16 protein-coding genes and 1 pseudogene are annotated in these 16,125 nt (G+C 64.1%); 3 read left to right on the top strand and 14 right to left on the bottom strand.

Going from position 1 to position 16,125, the window contains the following annotated elements; genetic code table 11:
- Window positions 1-26: 26 nt before the first annotated feature.
- From purL to VF515_13080, 10 genes are all read right to left on the bottom strand, one after another.
- The gene (gene purL, locus VF515_13125) at window positions 27-2,252 is read right to left on the bottom strand and encodes a phosphoribosylformylglycinamidine synthase subunit PurL (protein ID HEX7408579.1); all 2,226 of its coding nucleotides are present in this window, start codon (window positions 2,250-2,252) and stop codon (window positions 27-29) included.
- Between the two features lie 17 nt (window positions 2,253-2,269).
- Window positions 2,270-3,001, bottom strand: a complete 732-nt coding sequence (gene purQ, locus VF515_13120) for a phosphoribosylformylglycinamidine synthase subunit PurQ (GenBank protein HEX7408578.1) — start codon at window positions 2,999-3,001, stop codon at window positions 2,270-2,272.
- 7 nt (window positions 3,002-3,008) lie between these two features.
- Complete coding sequence (gene purS, locus VF515_13115; protein HEX7408577.1) at window positions 3,009-3,251, bottom strand: phosphoribosylformylglycinamidine synthase subunit PurS; 243 nt, start codon at window positions 3,249-3,251, stop codon at window positions 3,009-3,011.
- A gap of 6 nt (window positions 3,252-3,257) precedes the next feature.
- A complete protein-coding gene (gene purC / locus VF515_13110) occupies window positions 3,258-3,968 on the bottom strand; it encodes a phosphoribosylaminoimidazolesuccinocarboxamide synthase (GenBank protein HEX7408576.1) in 711 nt (236 codons plus the stop codon).
- Window positions 3,950-5,263 (bottom strand): adenylosuccinate lyase, encoded by a 1,314-nt coding sequence (gene purB / locus VF515_13105; protein ID HEX7408575.1) that lies wholly within the window; start codon window positions 5,261-5,263, stop codon window positions 3,950-3,952. Before purB ends, purC begins: the two co-directional genes overlap by 19 nt.
- Before the next feature lie 71 nt (window positions 5,264-5,334).
- Window positions 5,335-5,790, bottom strand: a complete 456-nt coding sequence (gene dut / locus VF515_13100) for a dUTP diphosphatase (GenBank protein HEX7408574.1) — start codon at window positions 5,788-5,790, stop codon at window positions 5,335-5,337.
- A gap of 225 nt (window positions 5,791-6,015) precedes the next feature.
- On the bottom strand, window positions 6,016-7,293 hold the full coding sequence (locus tag VF515_13095; protein ID HEX7408573.1) for a pitrilysin family protein: 1,278 nt from the start codon (window positions 7,291-7,293) through the stop codon (window positions 6,016-6,018).
- 7 nt (window positions 7,294-7,300) lie between these two features.
- A complete protein-coding gene (pnp, locus tag VF515_13090; protein HEX7408572.1) occupies window positions 7,301-9,403 on the bottom strand; it encodes a polyribonucleotide nucleotidyltransferase in 2,103 nt (700 codons plus the stop codon).
- 90 nt (window positions 9,404-9,493) lie between these two features.
- Window positions 9,494-9,763 carry a 30S ribosomal protein S15 gene (gene rpsO / locus VF515_13085; GenBank protein ID HEX7408571.1) on the bottom strand — a complete coding sequence of 90 codons (270 nt, stop codon included), beginning with the start codon at window positions 9,761-9,763 and terminating at the stop codon, window positions 9,494-9,496.
- Window positions 9,764-9,926: 163 nt separating this feature from the next.
- Window positions 9,927-11,225: a glycosyltransferase family 87 protein gene (locus tag VF515_13080; GenBank protein ID HEX7408570.1), complete on the bottom strand. Its 1,299-nt coding sequence runs from the start codon at window positions 11,223-11,225 to the stop codon at window positions 9,927-9,929.
- Window positions 11,226-11,563: 338 nt separating this feature from the next.
- Here VF515_13080 and VF515_13075 point away from each other — a divergent pair.
- A pseudogene (locus VF515_13075) lies at window positions 11,564-11,872 on the top strand (glycosyltransferase family 9 protein).
- A 38-nt stretch (window positions 11,873-11,910) separates the two neighbouring features.
- On the opposite strand, the gene VF515_13070 reads toward VF515_13075, so the two are convergent.
- From VF515_13070 to VF515_13060, 3 genes are read right to left on the bottom strand one after another with little or no spacing between them, the layout of a single operon-like run.
- On the bottom strand, window positions 11,911-13,032 hold the full coding sequence (locus tag VF515_13070; protein ID HEX7408569.1) for a glycosyltransferase family 4 protein: 1,122 nt from the start codon (window positions 13,030-13,032) through the stop codon (window positions 11,911-11,913).
- Window positions 13,033-13,053: 21 nt separating this feature from the next.
- Window positions 13,054-13,554 carry a methyltransferase domain-containing protein gene (locus VF515_13065; protein HEX7408568.1) on the bottom strand — a complete coding sequence of 167 codons (501 nt, stop codon included), beginning with the start codon at window positions 13,552-13,554 and terminating at the stop codon, window positions 13,054-13,056.
- 25 nt (window positions 13,555-13,579) lie between these two features.
- Complete coding sequence (locus VF515_13060) at window positions 13,580-13,801, bottom strand: hypothetical protein (protein ID HEX7408567.1); 222 nt, start codon at window positions 13,799-13,801, stop codon at window positions 13,580-13,582.
- Window positions 13,802-13,953: 152 nt separating this feature from the next.
- On the opposite strand from VF515_13060, the gene VF515_13055 reads away from it, so the two are divergent.
- Both VF515_13055 and VF515_13050 read left to right on the top strand, forming a co-directional pair.
- Window positions 13,954-14,886 (top strand): glycosyltransferase, encoded by a 933-nt coding sequence (locus tag VF515_13055; protein HEX7408566.1) that lies wholly within the window; start codon window positions 13,954-13,956, stop codon window positions 14,884-14,886.
- 12 nt (window positions 14,887-14,898) lie between these two features.
- Window positions 14,899-15,804: a glycosyltransferase gene (locus tag VF515_13050; protein ID HEX7408565.1), complete on the top strand. Its 906-nt coding sequence runs from the start codon at window positions 14,899-14,901 to the stop codon at window positions 15,802-15,804.
- A 42-nt stretch (window positions 15,805-15,846) separates the two neighbouring features.
- On the opposite strand, the gene VF515_13045 is transcribed toward VF515_13050, so the two are convergent.
- Window positions 15,847-16,125: hypothetical protein (locus VF515_13045; GenBank protein ID HEX7408564.1), on the bottom strand; the 279-nt coding region annotated here is incomplete at its 5' end.

Raw genomic sequence — 16,125 nt, 5'->3', positions numbered from 1 at the left:
GCGCGCCGTCCGGTTTTCCATCGTCTTCATCCCGAGGCGTTCATCCGCCGTGGTAGCGCACCCAACCACATCTGCGACAACTCCCCCAGCTCGAGATCAATGAGCGGGCTGATCACCAGTCGCCGCCCGCGCACTTCGCCCAGAACGGTCAGTGGCACATCGGCGGCAGCTGCCAACTCGCGCAGACGGCTGAGCTGCTGCCGCCGGAGCGAGACGATGATGCGCGACTGGCTCTCCCCAAAGAGCAGGGCATCAGGGCGGATGTCCCCCTGGAGTTCAATGACCGCCCCTCTGAGATGCTCGGGGGCGGAAATGCAACACTCTGCCAGCGCCACGGCCAGCCCGCCGTCGCTGACGTCGTGCGCCGAGCGCACCAACCCCTCCGCGATGGCGGCGGCGCAAACATGTTGCACCTGCTTTTCCACCGCCAAGTCGATCCAAGGCGGCGCGCCCCGTACTGCCCCCTGGGTCAACATGAGGTACTCACTGCCCCCGAGTTCCTCGCGGGTGCGGCCGAGGAGCACAATGGAGTCACCCTCAGCCTTGAACCATTGCGTCATGTGCCGATCCATATCCTCGAGCAATCCGACCATGGCGATGGTCGGCGTCGGGGGAATGGCACGCCCATCGGTCTCATTGTAGAAGCTGACGTTGCCGCTGACGACGGGCACGCCGATGGCCAGGCAGGCGTCGCGGATGCCGCGCACGCTCTCGGCGAACTGCCACATGATCACCGGCTTCTCCGGGTTACCGAAATTGAGGCAGTCGGTGATCCCCAGCGGCGCCGCGCCGGCGCACACCACATTGCGCGCGCTTTCCACGACCGCGATCATGGCACCGACGTACGGGTCGAGGCTGCAATAGCGGCTGTTGCAATCGACGCTCAGGGCGACGGCCTTGCGGGTTCCCTTGATGCGCAGGACGGCCGCGTCGGAACCCGGCGCGACCACGGTGTTACTGCGGACCAGATAGTCATACTGGCGGTACACCCACGCTTTTGAAGCGATGTTGGGCGAGTCCAGCAGGGCCAGCAAAATCTTGTTGTAGTCACCCGGCAGCGCCATGCCGTCGAGGTTCAGTTCCTGGCGCGCGTCGAAATCCGGCGGCGGTGCCGTGGAACGCACGTAGGCGGGGGCGGCGTCGGTGAGCAGCTCGATCGGGAGCTGCGCCACTTGCTCCCCCTGGAACAGCACGCGCAAGAGCCCGTCGTCCGTGACCCTGCCGATCACCGCCATGTCCAGGTCCCACTTGGCGAAGACTTGGCGGACCACCTCCTCGCGGCCGGCGCGCGCGACAATGAGCATGCGCTCCTGCGATTCGGACAGCAGGATCTCGTACGGGGTCATATTCTCGCGCAGCGGTACCTGGTCGAGATCGATGAGGATGCCCATCCCACCCCGCGCAGCCATCTCGACACTCGAACTCGTCAGACCCGCGGCGCCCATGTCCTGGATGGCCACGATGGCGTCCTGCTCCATCAGCTCGAGGCAGGCCTCTATGAGGAGCTTTTCGGTGAACGGGTCGCCCACCTGTACGGTCGGGCGCTTCTCGTCCTCACCACCGCTGAATTCGGCGGAGGCCAACAAGCTGGCCCCATGGATGCCGTCTCGTCCCGTCTTCGATCCGACGTAGATCACCGGGTTGCCCACGCCTGCGGCGCGGGCGAGAAAGATCTTCTCGGTCCGTGCGATGCCCAGGGTGAAGGCATTGACGAGGATGTTGTCGTTGTAACCGGCATCGAAATACACCTCGCCGCCAACCGTGGGCACGCCCACACAGTTGCCGTAGCCTCCGATGCCGGCGACGACGCCGTTGACCAGATAGCGAGTGCGCGGGTGCTCGAAGCTGCCGAAGCGCAAGGAATTGAGGTTGGCGATCGGCCGCGCGCCCATGGTGAAGACGTCTCGGAGAATGCCGCCCACGCCGGTGGCCGCACCTTGGTATGGTTCCACAAACGAGGGGTGGTTGTGGCTCTCCATCTTGAACACCACGGCCAGGCCACCGCCAATGTCGATGGCGCCGGCGTTCTCGCCCGGCCCTTGCACGACACGCGGTCCCTGCGTCGGCAAGTTCTTCAGCAGCCGGCGCGAACTCTTGTAGCTGCAGTGTTCGGACCACATGACGGAGAGGACCCCCAACTCGACGAAATTGGGGGCGCGGCCCAAGGCGCCGCAGATGCGCACATACTCTTCCGCCGAGAGCCCGTGTTGTGCGGCCTCGACTTCGGTCACCGCGGCGGTACTGTGTGCCATGACGTAGGACCGTACCTTCAGTGCCCGGGGGCGACCGAGGCGGCGCCGCGGTGCTCACGTTCGGTGTACGCCGCCAGCAGCGAATGAAAGAGCTTCAAGCCGTCATCTCCGCCGAGACTCTTTTCGGCCGCGTGCTCGGGATGTGGCATCAGGCCCAGCACGTTGCGCCGCTGGTTGACGATGCCCGCGATATTGTTCAACGAACCGTTCGGGTTGGCCTCCGGTGTGGCCCGGCCACTGGCGTCAACGTAGCGGAAGACGATCTGATGATTCTGCTCCAGCTGATCGAGGGTGTCGGCGTCGGCGACGTAACAGCCCTCGCCGTGTTTGATGGGGATGGTGAGAACCTCGCCTGGCGTGCAGCGGCAGGTGAACGGGGTCTCGGTCTCTTCCAGGCGCAGGTGCACGGGTTGGCAGATGAAGCGCAAGCTGCGGTTGCGCACCAGGGCGCCGGGCAGCAGCCCGGCTTCGCACAGCACCTGAAAACCGTTACAGATGCCGAGCACCAGTCCCCCCGCTTGGGCAAAGCCGATGACGGCCTCCATCACCGGAGAGAAGCGCGCCAGGGCGCCGCAACGCAGGTAGTCGCCGTAAGAGAATCCGCCGGGCAGGACGACGCAGTCGACCTGCTTCAAATCGGGCTCCTTGTGCCACAGCGAGACCACCTCCTCGCCCAGGACGTGGTCCAAGGCGTAGAGGGTATCGTGGTCGTCGTTCGACCCGGGAAAAGTGACCACTCCCCAGCGCATGCGCAGCCTACTCCTCAAGTTCGAACCGGTACTCTTCGATGACGGCGTTGGCAAGCAGCTTGCGGCACATGTCGTCGACGCGCCGGCGCGCCTGCTCGCGGTCGTCGCCGTCGAGCGAGAGCTCCACGTACTTGCCGAGGTGCACCTCGTGGGCCTCGCCGAAACCAAGGGCATGCAGCGAGTGCTCGATCGCCTTGCCTTGCGGATCGAGCACCCCTTTCTTCGGTGTGATGAAGACCCGGACGCGCATGCAGCCTCACGCCGCGGCGCAGATGCGCCGGTGGACCTCGTGGTAGGCTTCTTCGACGCCACCCAGGTCTTGGCGGAAACGGTCTTTGTCGAGCTTCTCGCGCGTCGCCACATCCCAGAACCGGCAGGTGTCGGGACAAATCTCGTCGCCGAGAAGGATCTGGCCGTGATGGCGACCGAACTCCAACTTCATGTCCACCAAGAGGATGCCCCGACTTTCCAGAAATGGGCGCAGCACCGCGTTGGTCTTGAGCGCCAAGTCCGTCAGCGTGCGCAGCTCCGCTTCGGTCGCCATGCCGAGCACGGTGACGTGCCACTGGTTGATCATGGGATCCTCGAGCGCGTCGTTCTTGTAGTAGTACTCGACGATCGGCGCTGACAGCGGTTTGCCTTCTTCCAAACCCAGGCGCTTCGCCAGGCTGCCGGCGATGATGTTGCGAACGACCGTCTCGACCGGAATGATGTCCAGCCGCTTCACCAGCATCTCACGCTCGTTCAACCGTTCGACGAAATGTGTCGGTATCCCCTCGGAGGCCAGCAGCCGGAAGAAGATTTCGCTCATCTGATTGTTCAAGATGCCTTTGGAAACAATCGTGCCGCGTTTCTTGGCGTTGAACGCCGTGGCGTCGTCCTTGAAATATTGGATGACGAAGTCGGGATGGTCCGTGGTGTAGACGCGCTTCGCCTTCCCTTCATAGATCAGCTCTCTTTTTTCCATTCATCCCCTCCGAAGGCGCGCTGGAACAGTTCCTCTTCATAGCGCAACTGGTGGCGAAGGTCGAAGAGCTGCGCCAACTCGTCGGCCGACAGATATCGTGCGATATCGGCGTTGCGCGCCACTTCGGCACGAAAGTCCGCCCCATCGACCGCCTGCAAGCCGGCGTGCTGCACCCAGCGGTAGGCCTGGTCGCGGGCCACGCCCTTGCGGACCAAGGCCAGGAGCACGGCTTCCGAGAACACGGCGCCGCGGAAGCGCTCGAGGTTCGCACTCATCGCCTCCGCGTGCACCACGAGGCCACGCACGACTCCGGTCATCCGATGCAGCATGAAATCCAAAGCAATTGTAGCATCCGGGGCGATGACACGCTCTACCGACGAGTGGCTGATATCCCGTTCATGCCAAAGGGCGATGTCTTCCAGTGCGGCACCGGCGTAGGCGCGCAGCAGGCGGGCTAGACCCGTCACGTTCTCCGACAACACGGGGTTGCGCTTGTGGGGCATGGCCGAGGAACCCTTTTGACCACCGGCAAACGGTTCTTCCGCCTCGCGCACCTCGCTGCGCTGCAGATGGCGGATCTCGGTGGCGAACCGTTCCAGCGATCCCGCAACGATGGCCAGGGTCGCGAAAAACTGCGCGTGGCGGTCGCGCGGCACGACCTGCGTGGCGACCGGTTCGGGCTGCAAGCCGAGCCGATGGCAGACATAGGCCTCGACCTCGGGCGCCAGGTGGGCAAAGGTGCCGACGGCACCGGATATCTTTCCAAAGCGGATCATGGCGCGCGCCGCTTCGAGCCGGCCGATGTTGCGTTGCATCTCGGTGTACCAGCTCGCCAGCTTCAACCCGAGAGTGATTGGTTCGGCATGGATCCCGTGCGTCCGCCCGACCATCACCGTCCCCCGGTACCGCTGCGCTTGGCGCCGAATCGTGTCGGCCAGATCGACCGCTCCCTGGATCAACAGATCGGCGGCGCGGACCAGTTGCACCGCGAAGGACGTGTCGAGCACGTCTGACGACGTCAGGCCCAGATGCAGGTAGCGGCCTTCGGGGCCGCAGGCTTCCGCCACCGAGGAGACGAAGGCAATGACATCGTGTCCCACCTCTCGCTCGATGGCGCGCATGCGCTCGACGTTGACGCTCGCCTGGGCCCGCAGCCGCGCCGGCACGTCGGACGGAATCTCGCCGCGTTCGGCCAGCGCTTCGTTGGCCAGCAGCTCCACCTCGAGCCAGATCCGCAGCTTCTCTTCTTCCGCCCAGACAGCGGCCATTTGCGGGCGTGTGTAACGGTCGATCATTGGGGAGTCCCTTGGCGAAACATCTCTCGTGCGGCCCGCATCCTAGCCGATGCGGTCGTGTAGGTCACGGGTCATTCCGCGTCAGTATGGCCAAAGCCGCCGGGTCCGCGGACACTGACAGCGAGACCGTGGGCTTCGCGCAGCTCGGCACGCACCACCGGCGCCACGATCATCTGGGCGATGCGCTCGGATCGTCGAACCGTATACGGCTGAGTGCCAAGATTGATCAGCAACACCATGATTTCACCGCGGTAGTCGGAATCGATCGTCCCCGGGGAATTGAGCAGGGTCACCCCTTGCCGCAACGCCAGGCCGCTGCGCGGCCGGACCTGCGCTTCGAAGCCAGCCGGAATCTCTACGGCAATGCCGGTGGGAATCAGTGCTCGTGCCCCCGGTGCCAGCTCGACTGGGTTGGCCACATCCGCCATCAAATCCATGCCGGCCGCCCCCGCCGTCATGTAGCGGGGGAGGGGAATCGCGTCCGGGCCCAAACGCAGGCGCTGGACCGGGATGATCACCGACTGCATGCCTTGGCCCCTCCCATTTCTGACTAGCGCTGCCTGGTGCTCCGAACCTGTCGCATTTGAGTCGAGTTTCGTTCGTAGCCGTCCGAAGCATGTCCTGAGCGACGTCGAAGGGCGACCCAACACGTCCGCCGGAAGCCTCTGGAGTGCGGGCGGGGAGCGGCACCGCCGAAGGGACGCTGGGCGCAGCCTCTCAAAGGCGCGGCCGGGTGTGCCCCGACACGCCGCCTAGGCGGCGTTCAGCAGGTCTTCGCCGACCGTTCTGCCCTTCATGTCGCCCAACATGGTGATGGCCATAGTCTCAGGGCGCAAAAGCTGCCCGGCAAGCTGCACGATTTCGTCGTTGGTGGTGGCGTCGATGCGGGCCGCGACCTCCGCCGGCGGGATGTCGATGCCGAAATAGATCTCATTCTTCGCGATGCGGCTCATGCGGTTGTCACTGGTCTCCAAGCCGAGGAGGAGATTGCCCTTGAGCTGATTCTTCACGCGGGTCAGCTCGTCGGCGCGCAACCCCTCCTTCTTCAGCGCATTCAACTCGGTCAGGATGATGCCCACGACCTCTTCGACCCATTCGGCGCTGGTGCCGACGTAGATGCCGACATAACCGGCGTCGAGATAAGAGGAGAGGAACGAATACACCGAGTACGCCCGGCCGCGTTTTTCGCGCACCTCCTGAAACAGCCGCGAGCTCATACCGCCGCCGAGCGCGGTGTTGAGCAGGTAGGCGGCGTAGCGCTGCTCCGCAGACTGCGGGATACCGGGAGTTCCCAAGCAGAGATGCACTTGCTCGAGTGCCTTTTCGACATAGCAAACGCTCCGGCTGGCGACCGGTGGGTGGCCATCCGTGCGTTCCGCATGTCCTTGCAGGCCGCCAAACTGTTCCGTCGCCCACTCGACCAAGCGATCGTGCGCGAGGTTCCCTGCCGCGGCGATGATCAGGCGGTCGGGCCTGTAGCGCGCCGCGATAAAATCAAGAAAGTCGCGCTGGCCGAACGTCCGGACGGTCTCGACTCGGCCACAGACCGGAAAGCTGAGCGGATGCTCGGGCCAGAACTTCAGGTTGAACAGTTCGTGCACGTAGTCGTCCGGCGTGTCCTCGACCTGCAAAATTTCCTGCACCACCACCGAGCGCTCGCGCTCGATCTCGTTCGGGTCGAAACGCGAGTGCAGGAGAATATCGGCGAGGATGTCCTGGGCGACCGGGAGGTGCTCCGCCAGCACCTTGGCGTAGTAGCAGGTGTACTCCTTGCCCGTGAAGGCATTGATGATGCCACCGACCGCGTCGACCTCCTCGGCGATCTGTGCCGCCGTACGGCGCTCCGTGCCTTTGAAGAAGAGATGCTCCAAGTAATGCGAGATGCCGGCTTGATCCCGCAGCTCGTAACGCGACCCGTTCTCCACCCAGACGCCCACCGTCACTGAAGGGACGCCGGGCATGCCTTCGGTGATCACGCGCACACCATTGTCCAGGCATGAGCGTGATACGAGTGCGTGGTCCGTCGGCATGAGGTTCCTATGATTGCCCGGATGCGGTGGGCTCCGCCGGCATGGCTTCCCGCCGACTGAGGCGGATTTTCCCCTGTCTGTCGACTTCCAGGACCTTGACCATGATCTCGTCGCCTTCCTTCAGCACATCGGAGACGCGATTGACGCGGCCGGGGCCAATTTGCGAAATGTGCAGCAATCCGTCCGTGCCAGGCAGGATTTCGACGAACGCCCCGAAGTCCACGATCTTCTTGACCGTGCCTTTGTAAATCCTCCCGACCTCGGCTTCGGCGGTGATCGCTTTGATCAGATCGATCGCGCGCTGCATCGACACACCGTCGGCAGAGGCCACCAACACGGTGCCGTCATCTTCGACGTCGATCTTGACGCCGGTCTCCTCGATGATGCTGCGGATGACCTTGCCGCCCGGACCGATGACGTCGCGGATCTTGTCGGGTCGGATCTTCAGCGTGACGATCCGCGGCGCATGGGCGGAGATATCCGTGCGCGGCCCCGCCAGGGTGGCGGTCATGGCCTTGAGGATATGCAGGCGCCCCTCACGGGCCTGATACAAGGCCTCGCGCATGATGTCCCGGGTAACCCGGCCGATCTTGATGTCCATCTGTAACGCGGTGATCCCCTCGGCGGTGCCGGCAACTTTGAAATCCATGTCGCCGAGGTGATCTTCGTCGCCGAGGATGTCGGACAAGATGCGAATCGCATCATCTTCCTTGATCAGTCCCATGGCGATGCCCGCCACCGGCGCCTTGATGGGGACGCCCGCATCCATGAGCGAGAGCGTGCCGCCGCACACCGTCGCCATCGAGGACGACCCGTTCGATTCGAGGATCTCGGAGACGACCCGGATGGTGTACGGGAACTCTTCTTTCGCCGGCAGCACCGCCAGCAGGGCGCGCTCCGCCAAGGCCCCGTGGCCGATTTCCCGCCGGCCGGGGCTGCGCAGGAACTTGACCTCACCGACGCTGAACGGCGGGAAGTTGTAGTGCAACATGAACTTCTTGTAGTACTCACCGACCAGCGCGTCGATCTTCTGCTCGTCCGACGAGGTGCCCAGTGTGGCCACGGCGAGTGCCTGGGTTTCGCCCCGCGTGAACAATGCCGAGCCGTGCGTGCGGGGCAACAGCCCCACCTCACAGGTGATGGGCCGGATGTCCTTCAGCCCACGCCCATCGACGCGGCGTCCTTCGGCGACAATGGCGCGCCGCATGACGCGGCTCTTCACCTCTTCGCACATTTCCCGCAACGCATGCGCGCGGTCCGGGAAGGCCGCTGCCAACCCAGCCAGCACTTCTCTTTCAGCTTCCCGTACCGCCGCCGCACGTTCGTGCTTGCCACCGAGTTGGAAAGCCGCTTCGACGCGTGGCTTGAGCTGGGCGTCGACCTGCCCAAACAAGGCTTCATCGAACGCGGTGATGGCGATCGATCGCTTCGGCTTGCCGAGTGCCCGCTGGAGTTCGTCCTGCATGTCGAGAATGGCCTGCAGTTCCTTGTGCGCGGTGAACAGCGCCTCCAGTATGACGTCTTCCGGCAGCATCTTGGCGCCGCCTTCGACCATGACGAGGCCTTCGCGGCTGCCGGCAACGATGAGATTCAACTCGGTTTGCTCAAGCTGTGTCTGCAGCGGATTGACGACCAGCTGCCCGTCAATCCGGCCCATCCGCACAGCAGCGATGGGTCCGTGGAAGGGGATATCGGACACCTGCAGGGCTGCCGAAGCACCGATGAGCGCGACCATGTCCGGATCGTTCTCTCGGTCGTGCGACACGACGGTCGCAATGACTTGTGTTTCGCAGACGAAACCCTTGGGGAACAGTGGCCGGATCGGCCGGTCGATCAACCTTGAGGTCAGGACCTCTTTTTCCGAGGGCCGCCCTTCGCGCTTGAAAAACCCGCCCGGAATTTTCCCGGCCGCAAACGTGCGCTCCTGGTAGTCACAGGTCAGCGGGAAAAAATCCAGGCCTTCGCGCGCCGTCTTGGCAGACACGGCGGTGACGAGGACAACGGTCTCACCGTAGGAGACCAAGGCGGCCCCGTCCGCTTGTTTCGCCATGCGCCCCACCTCGATAGACAGCGGGCGTCCGTGAAACTCGATTTCAACTTTCCGGTACATGTACGACCTCCCGGACCTGTGCAGCCTTCGGGGCTACTGGCCCTCAAATGGGAGGGAAAGACGCTAAGGGAAACAGGCCGGGCGAGTGCGCTACTTCCGGATGCCCAACCGATCGATCACGCGCTTGTAGCGATCAAACTCCCGACCCTTCAAGTAATCCAGCAACCGCCGCCGCTGTCCGACCAGCTTGAGCAAGCCGCGACGCGAATGGTGGTCTTTCTTGTGGACCTTGAAATGTTCCGTCAGGTACTCAATACGCGAGCTGAGCAGCGCGATCTGTACCTCGGGAGAGCCCGTGTCCGATGTGTGAAGCTGGAACTGTCCAATCAGCTCCTTCGTCCGTTCGGGAGCAATCCCCATCTTTCCTCCATCTTGTATTCGCCCGATTGCTTAACATGGGGTCCAGTGATTGTAAAGGTTGCACGCCGCCTAGCGGCCGCGGGTACACCGCGGCGCGGATTCCGCCCCAGGCCCGACATGCTGCCAGATTGGGCGGTTTCACGCCCTGTCGGAGGTCAACCCGTCAAGGGCGCCAAGCCCCCCTGGTGCGGGCCTGGCCGCCGAGGTGCGCCCGTAGCAAGAGGCAACCACCGAGGACCAGCAGTCCGGAAAGCGTCGGAAACGCCGCCATCTCCAGCGTGCCGGCCAGCGCCTTGCCAATGAATCCGGGAGAGGTCAGCCCACCCATGAAGAAGGACGCCAGCAGCACGGTTCCGAGGGCTCGGCGTGTGCGTGCGTCAATGCCCGGTGAGCGCCACGCCGCAAAGAGCAGCGTTATGGGCAGCAGCAACACGACGAGGTAAGCCTTCCAACTCACCGGACCGAACAGCGTACCGGCAATGGACACGATGCTCCATTCTGCCAGGTCCGACCATCGGTCGCTGCTCTGATTGCGGCAGGCCCACAGGCTCAGTGCCCCGACAACGATCGCCGTGCCGGCAACCGCAACCGTGACGAGCGGGTTGCCCGACGCCGGGATGTCGTTGATGCCGCTGCCGGTGAACGCCGGCAGACCGTGGCCGATGAACCGGTCCCACATCGCAAAGACCGACTGGTTCATTTTTCCCACGCCCCAGCCGACGGCAAGCGCCGCGCGCCAGGCGGCCAAGTAGTTCCAAAAGCGCTCCCAGCCAAAGATCAGGATGGGGCTGAGGGAGAACGCAGCGGCGGCAGCAGCGGTGTACGCCGCAGCCCGCCAGCGGCGGCGGTAAACGAAATACGGAATGAAGAGGACAGCCATGACCTTGACGGCAGCGGCGCACCCGAGTGCGATGCTGCCCACCACTTCGCGCCGCGTGGCCTGCAGGTACAAGCCGCCGAGCGCCAGGGCGAAGAGCACGATGTTGGCCTGCAGATGGTCGAAGTTACCGCTGACGTAGCGGTCGCAGAGCAGCAGCGGGACGAGCAACTCGGGCGCGACCAGCGACAGGCCCGGCGTCTCGGCACGCAGGCTCAGTTCCCGATCGTACACCAGCCGCGCGATCATCCGCAGGACGAGCAGGAGGCACGCGAAGTTCAGGAGCAGCCAGAACCCGCGCGCCAGGTACGGCGTCGGCGCGGCGAGCAACGCCAGCGGCACGGACAACAGGCTGAAGAACGGTGGCCACGTGTTCACGCCGGCGGGCGCATCGAGATAGATGTGGCGACCGGACAACACGAGATTGCCGGCGATCAGGTAGCCCTCAAAGTCTCCGGGGCGCCGTATCCACACGCAGAAACCGACGACGGCATAGGCGAGCAGCCCCCGCAGCAGCCAGCGGCGTCCCTGCACGCTGGCCAGCCAACGACTGGCCGCGCCGACCGCGTCGGCGAACCGTCTCACGCTCGCGATCTTGCTCGCACCAAGGCTGAACATCATCAACGAGGACTCGTGCGGTCGCTGCCAGCTCTATACCGGCAGCTGTATATACGAGGGCAATCGGGAACGTCAAATTGATCGGCAAGCCGCTCATGCTGCGACAGTGGGCGACCTTGGGCTTGAAGCTGCTCTGCAATTCCGCCAGCGCCTGTTCACAAGCTGCGTGCGGATCGGCATCGCAAGAACGGCGAAGTCGGTCCTGCCACATCGGAGGGCGCACAACCGGCGGGTAGCACCAGCTCCAGGCGGCAGTCGGACGCATGCGCGAACGACCGGCACTGTGAAACTACGGGAGCACGAGCGTTCAGGGGATTGGTGCCATCTACGAACGCTGCCATTTGTGGATTGGCAACGACGGCGGCCCGAAACACGTGGCCACCGCCGTCGGCTGTCCCACGGTGGCGATCATCAAGCCGGGTGACGAGCGTTTCTGGGCCGACTGCGCTGAGGGAACCGGCCAAGTCGCAGTTCCGCCCCTTTCCGGTGCGCAGCCCCTCGACTCACCCGCTGCGGTGACCGTGGAGCAAGTGGAGGCGGAGGTGAGCCGCTGCCTCCAACATCTGGACAGCAAGGTGGCATCGGGCGCGCAGCCGGCGTCAATCGCTCACTGAAGGTTGGTAAGGGCAGCGCGGTTTTGAAACAGTCCTACCTATTGCCCTGAACGGCCTGTTCGAGCCGCAACCTCTAGAATCCCAAGCAATGTGCGGCCGGCGTTCGGATCGTGTCTTGCGAGCGCTACCTCATGCGCTTGCTGCCCCATCTGCACCCATTGATCACGTGCAGCCCAGGCTCGCTCGAGGGCCGCCCCCAGTGAGTGACGCGTCGCTGCTGGGGCGACAAATCCGGTTGCGCTCTCCTCGACCCAATCCGTGTTGCCGCCGACGTCGGTGACCACCGCTGGACGGCCGCACAGCATGGCCTCCATGAGCGCGAGCGGAGTCCCTTCGCCGTACGATGATAGAACCAAGATATCGTTTTCCGCCCACAATGTTCCGACGTCCGGTACGTGTCCCATGAATTTCACCCGGTCGGCAATGTCGAACATCTGCGCCAGCCTGTGCAAGTAGTCGTCGTCCGGTCCCGCTCCGTAGAGCCGTAGCTCCCAAGGCCTTTGCCTCCAGACCGATGCGCTGAACGCTTCCAAGAGCACGTCTTGTCCCTTATGCCGAGTATGCAGGCGCGCCACACTGCAGAAACGTACGGTTTCGGAACGCGTGCGCCAAGGGACGGGCGTCGTGTTTGCCAGAATCAGCGGATTCTGAACGACTACGGCGTTCGGCAACCGACAGGCGAGCTGCCGTTCGGCCAGGCGACGATTGTGGTGAGCCACAAAGACGACACGGGCGGCACCCCCGTAAAAGGCCAGGGCGCGGTTGCGCAAGCCTTGGTTCGTCAGCAGCATCTCATCGTTGTACTGGCAGACCACCACATACGGGATACGGTGTCCCCGCGTGAGTTGCTGAAGTGCCATGCCGTGCTCACCGCTCAGGAAGTCGTACGCAGCACCCTCGCTGATGCACAAGAGCTCCGGCTGGTGACGAGAGAGCGACCAGTAGCGCAACGTCAGGCGATCGACCAATCGTCGTAGCTTCTTGGAATGGAACCGGTGCCGCTCGAAGACGGTGGCGCCGGCATCCATCAGTCGCTCGATGCCTGGAGCGCGTGGTCGCCAGCGCGGCACCAAGGCGACCACCCGATGACCAACGGCTAAGGCTTCTCGGGCTGCGGCCGCCCACAGCTCCTCGCTCCCACCCCAGGCAAATCCGGCCATGGCCCGAGAAGAAGGCAATGGTCATGGTGGCTGCTTCTCGAACACGGCGAACAACGCGAGATACATGGGACCTCTGATGCGCATTCGCCGCCGCAACGAGGGGCTCCGCAGGGCTGCGGCTACGCCTCGACGCACAGCTTGGGAGATCGCCGCCGCGATGTGATCCAACACTTTGCCTCGCGCGGCCCTAAAATGGGTGACCGCCAACATGGTGCCTAAAATATCCCACGCATCGCCGGCGCGGCGCACTTCCAACACTTTGAGTCCAACTTCCTCCGCATGCCACTCGAGCGCATTATGAGTGGGGCGCCAGAAGTCATACGGCTCCTCATGGGGCGGATAGAAGTGCGGGCACGTGACGAGCAGCCTTCCGCCGGAGGCCAAGAGCTGCGCCAGATTTGCGAACGCAACGTCCCAGCGTGCGACGTGCTCGAGAATCTCGGTGCAGAGAATGAAGTGGAAGGGAGCACGGCTCTTCAACTCTGGCGACAGCGGCTCATCGATGGCGCCCACCACGTCCACGGTTCCGGCCGGATTCTGACGCGCATCAAAGCCGGGTGTAGCGGTAGCCGATCGTACCGAGGGCTTGCCGGAACGGTTGGCCACCGCAGCCCACGTCGAGGGCGCGCGCCGCAGCCGGGGCGGGCCTGGCGTAGCGCTCCAAACCGTCCTCGATGAGGCGACGAAGCAGCGGGACGACGAATTCCTCTGCCGGCCACTGCGGCTGGTAGGCAGTGCGTGCCGCGATGTCGGGTCTAGTATAGACCATACGCACTGGGGGTTAGGAATCGTTGCGCGCGTCTCTTGAGCCTTGACGCCAGCCTTGAATTCGATATTTCTATAGCCGTGCCGCAAGATAGCAAATCCGCCAATGGTCGCAAACGGTGCGCTGCAAAGCGCGCGGGCTGAGGCGAGTAGCGTGTGGTTACCGACGATCCGGCCGTCTCGATTCTGATCGCCACGCGAAACCGCGCCCGGCGATTGCCGCGTCTTCTGGAAAGCCTGGAGCTCGCGAGGCGGGCAGCTCAAGTCCAGGTCGAAGTGATGGTCGCCGACAACGGTTCCACGGACGGTACCGCGGGACTGCTGGAACAGTGGAGTGCAGCGGGACCAGGGCGCGTCCGCCTGTTTGTTGAACAGCCCGGAAAGTCGCGTGCGCTGAATCGTGCTCTGCGGCTGGCGCAGGCTCCACTTCTGGCCTTTACCGATGACGATGTGGAGGTCACGCGAAATTGGATCACGTCCCTGGTGGCCTTCTTTGCTGAACGCCCCCACTATGACGCGGCTATGGGCCGCGTCGTGGTCCCACCCGAAGTAACCGACCCGGCAGTGTTGGCACGCGTGGCCCGCTACCGCGGCGTGGTGCCGCTATTTGATATGGGTGAGGCGGTATGTGACGTGAGCGACATGTACGGCTGCAATATGGTGGTGCGCCGACTGGTTTTCGACCGGGTCGGGCTCTTCAATGAGGATCTCGGGCCGGGCGCCGCTGGCTTGCACGACGACATCGACTTGGCACGGCGGATCCGCAACGCCGGAATGCGTATCGGCTACATGCGTGACGCCGTCGTGTATCATGAGGTGGATCCTGCCCGCCTCACGGACCAGTACTACCGCGACTTTCAGCTCCGCCTGGGCCGCAGTGGCTTTGAAATGGACCCGAAGGCGTCGTCCTGGCGCAACGTCCGCCGGCTATTGGAATCTGCCGTCGGATTGGCGTGGTGGAGTCTTCTCGGTGCATCGAGCCGGCGTACGCGAGCGTGGGGCCGGGTGGTCCGCCACGCGGATCTCATTTGGTGGGGTCGGCAGCGCAGCCGAGAACGGCGGGCGGCAGGCGGTAGCCGTTCGCCATAGGTCGGCGCCCGAATGGGAAGCAACATGGGCCTCGCGGCCTCGGTGATCATCGCGACTCGCAACCGATCGGCGCTGCTCGCACGGATGCTGCGGAGCTTAGACCGGGCGTTGGTTGCGGCCGGGGACGGTACGGAGATCATCATCGTCGACAACGGATCGGCCGACAACACAGCGGCAGTAGCTGATGAGTGGGTGAAGCGTGCGCCGGGCCGAGCCCGGATCTTCGTTCCCGAGCCAGGGAAAGCGCACGCGTTGAACCGGGGCTTGGAGCTCGCGCGTGCGCCCCTCGTGGCGTTTACGGACGATGACGTGGAGATACGACCCGATTGGTTGCGGGAGATCCTCGCGTTCTTTTCCGCCCACCCGCACTACAGCGCGGCGATGGGCCGGGTGCTGCTGCCGCCGGATATGACGGACCCGGACGTGCGGGCGCGGGTCGCCTATTACCGCACAATTCCACTGTTCGACAGCGGCGACGCGGTCCACCACGATCGCCACCTGTATGGCGCCAACATGGCGGTGCGGCACGCCGTGTTCGATTGCGTCGGCCTCTTCAATGAGCGGCTGGGGCCGGGCGCCAGCGGCTTACACGAGGATGGTGATCTGGCGAACCGCATTTTGGCGGCCGGGCTGCACATCGGCTACATGCCGAACGCCGTCGTCTATCACGCCGTCGAGCCCGACCGGCTCACCTTCGAGTACTTTCGCCATCTGCACCTGCGCGATGCGCGCAGCCGCTTTGCCATGAACCCCGACGGTAGCTGGACCAGGAGTCTGGCGCACCTTGTTGGTGCGACGGTCGTCTTTAGCTGGTGGAGCTTTTTGAGGAATTCACGGCAGCGCATGCGCGCGCGCGGGCAGATGATCTGTCACGGCGAGCTGCTGCGCTTGCGGTGGCGCGCGGGTCGCCGGGTGTGATTCCCTGGCGTGGCAGCTTGCCAGCGCGCGCCAGCCTACCGCTCACCCTGGCAGCAGGATGTAGTTGCGGTGCTCTCCCACGCGAAAGCCCAAGATGCGGTTCTCGATGAAGGAAAGCATACGGATGCTGAGCTTGTCATGGCGGTGCACGCTGGTGCCGGGAAGGGCTTTCCATTGCAGGGCTGCGATGCGCCCCTGCATCACGGCTGGATGGGTGTCAGTGAACGCCGCCCGGCCATGCAGCCTGCCGAAATCGAAATCGGAACCGGTGTCGGGATAGCTGGCATCGGCCGCCGCCTGACCGTGGTGGAGCGCCACAAA

The organism is Candidatus Binatia bacterium, from assembly GCA_036382395.1.
In the GTDB taxonomy this organism is placed as follows: Bacteria; Desulfobacterota; Binatia; order HRBIN30; family HRBIN30; genus JAGDMS01.
Note: the sequence above shows the minus strand (reverse complement) of the source record. Positions and strands in the feature narration are given on the sequence as shown.